The following is a 1100-nucleotide window of genomic DNA, read 5'->3' as shown; positions in this document are numbered from 1 at the left end:
TCGGTGGTGAGGAAGAGCGCCGCGATCGAGGCGGCGTTCTGCAGGGCGGAGCGGGTGACCTTGGCCGGGTCGATGATGCCCTCGGCCAGGAGGTTCACGTAGTCGCCGGTGGCGGCGTTGAGGCCCCAGCCGGCGTCCAGGTTGCGGACCTTCTCGACCACGACGCCGCCCTCGAGGCCGGCGTTGACGGCGATCTGGCGCAGCGGCGCGTCAAGGGCGACCTTGACGATGTTGGCGCCGGTGGCCTCGTCGCCGACCAGGTCGAGCTTGTCGAAGGCCGACTTGCCGGCCTGGACGAGCGCGACGCCACCGCCGGGGACGATGCCCTCCTCGACGGCCGCCTTCGCGTTGCGCACGGCGTCCTCGATGCGGTGCTTGCGCTCCTTGAGCTCGACCTCGGTGGCCGCGCCGACCTTGATGACCGCGACACCGCCGGCGAGCTTCGCCAGGCGCTCCTGCAGCTTCTCGCGGTCGTAGTCCGAGTCCGACTTCTCGATCTCGGCACGGATCTGCGCCACCCGGCCGTTGATGCCCTCGGCGTCGCCGGAGCCCTCGACGATGGTGGTCTCGTCCTTGGTGATGACGACCTTGCGGGCCTTGCCGAGCAGGTCGAGCGTCGCGTTCTCCAGCTTGAGACCGACGGTCTCGGAGATGACCTGACCGCCGGTCAGGATCGCGATGTCGGTCAGCATGGCCTTGCGGCGGTCGCCGAAGCCCGGGGCCTTGACGGCGACGGACTTGAACGTGCCACGGATCTTGTTCACGATCAGGGTCGCGAGGGCCTCGCCCTCGACGTCCTCGGAGATGATCGCGAGGGGCTTGCCGGACTGCATGACCTTCTCCAGCACCGGGAGGAGGTCCTTCACCGCGGAGATCTTCGACTCGACGATGAGGATGTACGGGTCGTCGAGGACCGTCTCCATCCGCTCGGTGTCGGTGACGAAGTACGGCGAGATGTAGCCCTTGTCGAAGCGCATGCCCTCGGTGAGCTCCAGCTCGAGCCCGAAGGTGTTGCTCTCCTCGACGGTGATGACGCCTTCCTTGCCGACCTTGTCCATCGCCTCGGCGATGATCTCGCCGACGGTGGAGTCACCGGCGGA

General features: G+C 67.9%; 1 protein-coding gene. It reads right to left on the bottom strand.

What is annotated here, in order from left to right; genetic code table 11:
- A partial coding sequence (gene groEL / locus AB0I21_RS57520) for a chaperonin GroEL (RefSeq protein WP_360574552.1) occupies positions 1–1100 on the bottom strand: 1100 nt, incomplete at both ends.

Origin of the sequence: Dactylosporangium sp. NPDC050588 (genome assembly GCF_040654975.1) — a bacterium.
Classification (GTDB): domain Bacteria; phylum Actinomycetota; class Actinomycetes; order Mycobacteriales; family Micromonosporaceae; genus Dactylosporangium; species Dactylosporangium maewongense.
This window is presented reverse-complemented; position numbering and strand designations above follow the sequence as displayed.